This is a genomic window from Nocardiopsis sp. NPDC055824, from assembly GCF_053616335.1.
Genome location: NZ_JBSHDN010000260.1, coordinates 1 through 7,753, shown reverse-complemented (window position 1 = coordinate 7,753; position 7,753 = coordinate 1). Strand labels below are relative to the sequence as shown.

Genomic DNA, 7,753 nt, shown 5'->3' with positions numbered 1-7,753 from the left:
GGTCCTAGACTCGGCGGGCCCGCGGGCGTCGTGCACCGAACGGCGACCGACGACGGAAGGAAGAGCGATGACCGACTCTGCGAGTACCACCCTCCCCGCCTTCCCGTTCGTCCGCGAGCCCTGAGGGAACCCCCTCCGGACGGCTCGCCTCCCAGAGAGACCGCCGTGAGCACATCCCGTACCGACACGCCCACCGCCCACCCGCTGACCGGGCTGGGCTGGAACCCGCGTGCCGAACACGCCTTCGACTCCCTTTCCCACGCGAGCGGGCACGCCCTGTACCCGGCACGCGTGTCCTCCTCCCGCCGGGGCGGCGCGCTGGTCCGCCTGCCGGGCGAGGCCCACGCCGACTACGCCCCCGCCCTGACCAGGGCCGCGCGGGAGGACCCCTCCACGGCCCCGTGCGCCGGCGACTGGGTCGCCGTACGCCGGTCCGGTGACACCTGGCTCGTGGAGGCCGTCCTCGAACGCTCCACCAGCCTCGTCCGCCAGGGCGTGGCCAAGGACTCCCACGACCAGGTGCTGGCCGCCAACGTCGACGCGGTCCTGGTCTGCGAGGCCGCCGACCAGGGGCCCAACGTGGGCCGCCTGGAGCGCTTCCTCAGCCTCGCCTGGGCCTGCGGCGCGACCCCGGTCGTCGCCGTCACCAAGTCGGAGCTGGCCGGGGACCGGCTCCCCGAGGTCCTCGAACTCGTCCGGACGGTGGCCGCCGGCGCCGACGTGTACGGCGTCAGCGCCCACACCGGCGACGGGCTGGCGGAGCTGGCCCCCCGGTTCCTGCCCGGCACCTCGTGGGTGCTGCTGGGAACCTCCGGGGCGGGCAAGTCCAGCCTGGTCAACTCCCTCGCCGGACAGTCCCTGATGGACACCGGGGAGATCCGCCAGGACAAGCGGGGGCGCCACACCACCACCCACCGCCAGCTCCTGGAGCTGCCCGGCGGAGCACTGGTCCTGGACATCCCCGGCGTGCGGCGCATCGACGTGCCGGGTGATCCCGAAGGCGTCGACCGGACCTTCGCCGACGTCGGCGAACTCGCCGGGCGGTGCCGTTTCCGGGACTGCTCCCACGGGTCCGAGCCCGGTTGCGCGATCACCGCCGCCGTCGACGAGGGCGAACTGGACTCCGAACGGCTGGCCCGCTGGAACCGGCTCCGCCGCGAGGCCGAGTGGAACAGCGCCCGGGGCGACCAGCGCGTGCGCGCCGAGCGCAAGCAGCGGTGGAAGGCCGCCGAGCGGGAGGCCCGCGCGAACGCCCGGCTCAAGCGCGGCCGCTGACCCGCCCCGCGGGTGCGCCGGGCCCTGCGCCCGGCCCCCGAGGCCCCATCGGACGCGACGGGTCCCTTCCCGCCCGGGAAGGGCCCCGTCGCCGCCCGGCGGGGGCCGCCCGCCGGGGTCGCACGGGGCGCGCGCCGGACCCCGGCCGCCCCCTCAGAACCCGAAGGCGCGGCGGGCGTTGCCCGCGACGATCCCGGCGAGCTCGTCCTCGTCCATCCCCTTGACCTCGGCCAGCAGGCGCAGGGTGTGCGGGATCAGGTACGGGGCGTTGGGGCGCCCCCGGTAGGGCTTGGGCGTGAGGAACGGGGCGTCGGTCTCGACCAGCACCAGCTCCGGCGGCGCCGCCGCGGCGGCCTCGCGCAGCGACTCGGCGCTGGCGAAGGTGACGTTGCCGGCGAAGCTCATGAAGTACCCGTGCTCGGCGCACACCCGGGCCATGCCGGCGTCGCCGGAGAAGCAGTGGAAGACGACGCGCTCCGGCGCACCCTCGTCGGCCAGGATCCGGAACACGTCGTCGTGCGCGTCGCGGTCGTGGATCATCACGGCCTTGCCGTGGGCCTTGGCGATGGCGATGTGGCGGCGGAACGACTCCTCCTGCGCCCGCGCCCCCTCGGGCCCCGTGCGGAAGGTGTCCATGCCGGTCTCGCCGACCGCCACCACCTGCGGCAGTGCGGCCAGCTCGTCGATCCCGGCGAGCGCCTCCTCCAGCCCCGCGCGGCCCGCCGGCTCCCTGGCCTTGCCGGCCCAGTCGGTGTCGTCGGGCTCCACGCCGGAGGCTCCGTCGCCGTGCACGATGCGCGGCGCCTCGTTGGGGTGCAGGGCCACCGCGGCCCACACCTTCCCCGGGTGCGCCGCGGCGACCTCGGCCGCCCACCGCGACGACGGCAGGTCGACGCCCACCTGGACGAGCGGGGTCACCCCGACGCCCTCGGCGGCCGCGATGATGTCCTCGACGGCCGGGGTCTGCATGTCCATGTGGGTGTGGCTGTCGGCCACCGGGACGCGCAGGGGCTCCGGTACCGGCGGAGGGGTCTGGTCGTTGCGCTCCCTGACCGCTCTGCCGCTGCGCTTGCCCATGGTGTTCACGTTCCTTCGCGAAGGCGCGCCGACGGGCGTGGCCCGTCGGCGCGGTCGTCCTGCTTCCCGGCCGTCGCCCGGGCCTACTCTGCGGGGTTCTCCAGGCGTGCCAGCTCCTCGTCCACGACGGACGGGTCGAGCTTGGCGAACAGCGGCTCGGGGCGGCCCAGCGGCGTGCCCGGCACGATCGGCGTGGACTCCCAGCGCGCGGCGTCCCCGGCGTAGTCGCCGGTGATGACCAGGTAGTCCACCGCATCCTCCGAGCCGCCGACGGTGTCGTGCCCGGTGTCGAGCCGGGGCATGCCCGTCCAGGTCCCGGTGCCGCCGAGCATCGCGTGCACCTTGTTGGCCGACTCCGGCAGGTACGGCGTCAGCAGGGTGTTGGCGTCGTGGACCAGCTGGAGGGCCACGTGCAGGACGGTGGCCATCCGCTCGGGGTCGGTCTTCTTGAGCGCCCACGGGGCCTGGTCGGAGATGTACTTGTTGGCCTCGGCGACGGTCCGCATGGCCTCCTGGAGGCCCGCCTTGAACTGGGAGCGCTCCAGGCGCTCGCCGACGCGCGCGAACGCGCCCCTCGACGCCTCCAGCACGGCCCGGTCCTCGTCGGTGAGCTCACCGGCCGCGGGGATCTCCCCGAGGTTCTTGGCGGCCATGGAGATGGAGCGGTTGACCAGGTTGCCCCAGGCCGCGACCAGCTCGTCGTTGTTGCGGCGCACGAACTCGGCCCAGGTGAAGTCGGTGTCCTGGGTCTCGGGCCCGGCGGCCATGATGTAGTAGCGCAGCGCGTCGGCCGAGTAGCGCTCCAGGAAGTCGCGCACGTAGATGACGACGCGGCGTGAGGAGGAGAACTTGCGCCCCTCCATGGTGAGGAACTCGCTGGAGACCACCTCGGTGGGGACGTCCAGCCCGCCGAGCGGTCCGGGCTCGCCGCCCCGGTCGCCCCGGCCCGACGCCCCCAGCAGGATCGCCGGCCAGATCACCGAGTGGAAGACGATGTTGTCCTTGCCCATGAAGTAGTAGGACCGGGCCTCGTCGCTCTGCCACCAGCGCTTCCACGCGTCGGGCTCACCGATCCGCTTCGCCCACTCGATGGACGCCGACAGGTAGCCGATCACCGCGTCGAACCACACGTACAGGCGCTTGTTGGCGTTGTCGCTCCAGCCGTCCAGCGGGATCGGCACGCCCCAGTCGAGGTCGCGGGTGACCGCGCGCGGCTGGAGGTCGTCCACCAGGTTCAGGGAGAACTTGAGGACGTTGGGCCGCCACTCGCCCTCCTTGCCCGTGAGCCAGGCGGTGAGCACCTCCGCGAACGCGGGCAGGTCGAGCATGAAGTGCTCGCTGTCCACGAACTCGGGGGTCTCGCCGTTGATCCGCGAGCGGGGGGAGATGAGGTCGATCGGGTCGAGCTGGTTGCCGCAGTTGTCGCACTGGTCGCCGCGCGCGCCGTCGAAGCCGCAGATCGGGCAGACGCCCTCGATGTAGCGGTCGGGCAGCGTACGGCCGGTGGACGGGGACACCGCGCCCTTGGTGGTGCGGGTGAACACGTACCCGTTGTCGTACAGCGTGGTGAACAGCTGCTGGGCGACCGCGTAGTGGTTGCCCGTGGTGGTGCGGGTGAAGAGGTCGTAGGACAGGCCGAGGGCGACGAGGTCCTCGGAGATGATCCGGTTGTAGCGGTCGGCCAGCTCGCGCGGGGTGACGCCCTCCTGGTCGGCCTGCACCTGGACCGGGGTGCCGTGCTCGTCCGTGCCGCTGACCATCAGCACGTGGTTGCCCGACATTCGCTGGAAGCGGGAGAAGACGTCGGAGGGGACCCCGAAGCCGGACACGTGGCCGATGTGGCGCGGTCCGTTGGCGTAGGGCCAGGCGACCGCGGTCAGGATGTGGCGATTCGACGACATGCCCCAAGCCTAAAGCCGCCGGGGGCCTGCCCCGCACCTCATTTCTCCCGCTCGCGCGCCCCCGGCCCCCCGTGTCGCCGCCGATCCGCGCGGCGGCCCGCACCTCTCCCCGCCGGGGACGATTCCCCGGGGAGGACCCGTACCCGTATGCTCTGCTGGACGATCCGCGTGCCGCCGGGGCGCGCGGTGACGGAGACGCCCTCTCCCCGGTCCTTCACCTGAGGCGGTGGTCACCACGGATACCCGTGCCCTACCCCGCCCTGCCCGGCACACCACCGCGCTCCTCACGAGCATGGTGCTGCTGGTCATCCTGTCGTTCCCCGTCGCCTCCGGCACGGGCGGCGGGACGGCCTCCGCCCACCTGCCGCCGCACGGCCTGGCCAGCGCCCCCGACGGCGCCCCGGGCCGCGCCGCCCAGGAGTCGGTGACCCCGCGCGAGCGCGCGAACCTCGCCGAGAACCCCGTGCTCACGGTCGGCCCTCCCGCCACCACCTGCGACCAGCGCTCCGTCCTGCGCGACCTGCCCGACACGGTGCCCGGTCGCGCCCTGCGCCTGGCCGTGTGGGACCAGCCCTGGTGGCCGCTGCCGCCCCCGGCCTCCGACCCCGTTCCCGAACAGGTCGCCTCCGGGGAGCTGCCGCCGACGCGGGCCCCGCCTCTCGCAGCGAACACCGTCATCTGACCGTCCCCGGCCACACCCCCCGCCCGGTTCCTTCCGGGCGTGCGTTCGGCTACCCGTCTTCGCAGTGAGAGGTACCTACCCCTTGTCCAGTCAAACGGGAGCGGGAGCGCGCTGGACACGCGCGCTCATCTCCCTCCTCGTCATCCTCGTCGCGTTCGGCGCGGCGTGGTTCATCCCACCCCGCCTGGGACTCGACCTCAGCGGCGGCACGCAGATCGTGCTGGAGACCCAGGACGGAGCCGACGGCACCCCCGCCGACTCCGACAACACCGACCAGGTCGTCGAGGTGCTGCGCCAGCGCATCGACCGCCTCGGCGTGGCCGAGGCGACCATGTCCCGGTCCGGTGAGAACCGGATCATCGTCGAGCTCCCCGGCGTGCAGGACCCCGCGGAGGCGGCCCAGATCGTGGGCCGGACCGCGCAGCTGTCCTTCCACCCCGTGCTGGGCGTCGGCGAGCAGGGCGGCCAGGGCGTGCAGGCCCCCCCTGCCGGCGACTTCGCGAACGCGCCGGACACCGCGGCCGACGAGGCCCGCGCACCCTCCGACGCCGAGGGCGCCGAGGGCGGCGAGGACGCCGGCGGCGGCGGGGAGGAGATGACCCCCGAGCAGCTGGAAGAGCTCATGGGCAGCATGGGCGGCGACCCCACCGGGGGTCAGCAGGCCCCGGCGGGTCCCAGCGCGGAGAACCCGGAGGACGTCGCCATGACGCTCCCGGACGCCGACGGCACCTACCTCCAGCTCGGTGAGACCGCCATCCGCGGCGACCGGGTGTCCAGCGCCGACGCGGCGCTCGACAGCGTCAACCGCACCCAGTGGACGGTCAACGTCAACTTCCGCGGCGAGGGCCGCGACCAGTGGGCGGAGCTGACCGGCGCCGCGGCCTGCTACGAGCAGGGCGACCCGCGGCGCCGTGTGGCGATCGTGCTGGACGACCAGATCATCTCCGCCCCGGAGGTGAACCCGGAGATCGGCTGCGAGGTCGGTATGCCGGGCGGTTCCACCAGCATCACCAGTCCCACTTTCACCAGTGAGACCGCGGACGAGCTGGCCGTGCTGATCGAGGGCGGCTCCCTGCCGCTGCCGGTCACCGAGGTCCAGCGCCAGACGGTCGGCCCGACCCTGGGCGCCGCCGCCATCGAGGCCAGCGCGATCGCCGCCCTCCTGGGCATCGCGTTCACCGCGCTGTACATCACGCTGGTGTACCGCCTGGTCGGCTTCCTCGCCTCGGTCGCCCTGGCGTTCTACACGCTCATCGCGTACGGAGCGCTGGTCGCGCTGGGGGCCACGCTGACCCTGCCGGGCCTGGCCGGCTTCGTGCTGGCCATCGGCATGGCCATCGACGCCAACGTGCTCATCTTCGAGCGGGCGCGCGAGGAGTACCAGCGCCAGCAGAAGGTGTACGAGTCCAACAAGTCCGCGGGCATGCGTGACGCCACCGAGGACGAGGCCGCCAAGGCCGAGACGGGCGCGCTCGCCCGCCGTCGCCGCAGGGCGGTCCCGCCGAACCTGGAGAAGGCGTTCGTCGAGGGCTCCCGGAAGGCGTGGAGCGCCGTCCTGGACACCAACGTCACGACGCTCATCGCGGCGGCCCTGCTGTTCTTCTTCGCCTCCGGCACCGTCCAGGGCTTCGGCGTGACCCTGAGCATCGGCACCGTCGTCTCGATGTTCTCGGCGCTGGTCATCGCGCGCGTGTTCGTCGAGTGGGCGGTCCGCAGGGCGGTCATCCGCAAGCACCCGGCCGTCACCGGACTGAACCAGATCGGCCCGATCCGCACCTGGCTGGTCGAGAAGAACCCCGACCTCATGAAGCACCGGGGCAAGGCCCTCGTCGTCGCCGCGCTGATCGTGGCGGCCGCGATCGCCGCACCGCTGATCCGCGACACCAACCTCGGTGTCGAGTTCACCGGCGGCCGCGTGATGGAGTACGAGGTCACCGGCGACCCGATCTCGGTGGACGAGGCGCGCGACATCATCTCGGGCCTGAACTTCCCCGGCTCGGACACCGCCGTCGTGCAGGAGTCCGGCGACAGCGACATCGCCGTGCGCACCGGCGACATCTCCGACCCGGAGGCGGAGAGCATCACCGACGCCCTGTCGGAGGCGACCGGCGGCGTGGAGAGGGTCAGCGACGAGCTGATCGGCCCGAGCATGGGCGACGAGCTGCGCAACCGGGCCCTGATCGCCCTGGGCGCCGCGCTGGCGCTCCAGATGATCTACCTGGCCTGGCGCTTCCGCTGGTCGTTCGGCGTCTCCACGATGCTGTCCCTGGCGTTCAACATGCTGCTGGTGGTCGGCCTGTTCATCTGGCTCGGCAAGCCGATCGACGGCGTCTTCCTGGCGTCGATCCTGAGTGTCATCGGCTTCACCGTCAACGACACGGTGGTGGTGTTCGACCGGGTGCGCGACGAGTGGGCGAGGGACGAGAAGTCCTCGTTCAAGGAGATCGCCAACCGGGCGGTCCTCAACACCCTGCCGCGTACGGTCAACACCACCGTCGGCGCGTGGATCATCCTGGGCTTCCTCGTCTTCCTCGGCGGGTCCTCGCTCCAGGACTTCTCGATCGCGATGCTGGTCGGTCTGACCACGGGCGTGGTGTCCACGGTGTTCGTCGCCGTGCCGCTCGCCATCTGGCTGCAGAAGTGGGACCGCACGGCCCCGCCCCACGTGATCAAGGACCGCAAGGCCAAGCAGAAGGTGGCGGCCAAGGCCGCCCGCGAGGCCGACGACGGCGCCGTGGTCTAGCCGTGTTCGGCGCCGGGGCCTCCTCGCGGAGGTCCCGGCCGAACGGACGAGGGCCCCGGGAACGTGTGGTGACAC

General features: G+C 72.8%; 5 protein-coding genes. 3 read left to right on the top strand and 2 right to left on the bottom strand.

Annotated features, from left to right (window positions below; genetic code table 11):
* The first annotated feature begins 165 nt into the window (after positions 1-165).
* Positions 166-1,275 (top strand): ribosome small subunit-dependent GTPase A, encoded by a 1,110-nt coding sequence (gene rsgA / locus ACWGL3_RS29480; protein WP_452462043.1) that lies wholly within the window; start codon positions 166-168, stop codon positions 1,273-1,275.
* A 153-nt stretch (positions 1,276-1,428) separates the two neighbouring features.
* Here the strand turns inward: rsgA and ACWGL3_RS29475 are convergent, their stop codons facing one another.
* Both ACWGL3_RS29475 and metG read right to left on the bottom strand, forming a co-directional pair.
* Complete coding sequence (locus ACWGL3_RS29475) at positions 1,429-2,352, bottom strand: TatD family hydrolase (RefSeq protein ID WP_267948043.1); 924 nt, start codon at positions 2,350-2,352, stop codon at positions 1,429-1,431.
* A gap of 83 nt (positions 2,353-2,435) precedes the next feature.
* Positions 2,436-4,253, bottom strand: coding sequence for a methionine--tRNA ligase (gene metG, locus ACWGL3_RS29470; RefSeq protein ID WP_452462042.1), 1,818 nt, complete (start codon positions 4,251-4,253; stop codon positions 2,436-2,438).
* A 226-nt stretch (positions 4,254-4,479) separates the two neighbouring features.
* Here metG and ACWGL3_RS29465 point away from each other — a divergent pair, with 226 nt between their 5' ends.
* Positions 4,480-4,935 carry a hypothetical protein gene (locus tag ACWGL3_RS29465; protein WP_267948041.1) on the top strand — a complete coding sequence of 152 codons (456 nt, stop codon included), beginning with the start codon at positions 4,480-4,482 and terminating at the stop codon, positions 4,933-4,935.
* Between the two features lie 82 nt (positions 4,936-5,017).
* Positions 5,018-7,678, top strand: coding sequence for a protein translocase subunit SecD (gene secD / locus ACWGL3_RS29460; RefSeq protein ID WP_452462041.1), 2,661 nt, complete (start codon positions 5,018-5,020; stop codon positions 7,676-7,678).
* The last annotated feature ends 75 nt before the right edge of the window (positions 7,679-7,753 follow it).

What these genes read in the sequence shown, in the direction of transcription:
- metG (WP_452462042.1), bottom strand. Translation starts at nt 4,253, where the DNA reads ATGTCGTCGAATCGCCACATCCTGACCGCGGTCGCCTGGCCCTACGCC.
- ACWGL3_RS29475 (WP_267948043.1), bottom strand. Translation starts at nt 2,352, where the DNA reads ATGGGCAAGCGCAGCGGCAGAGCGGTCAGGGAGCGCAACGACCAGACC.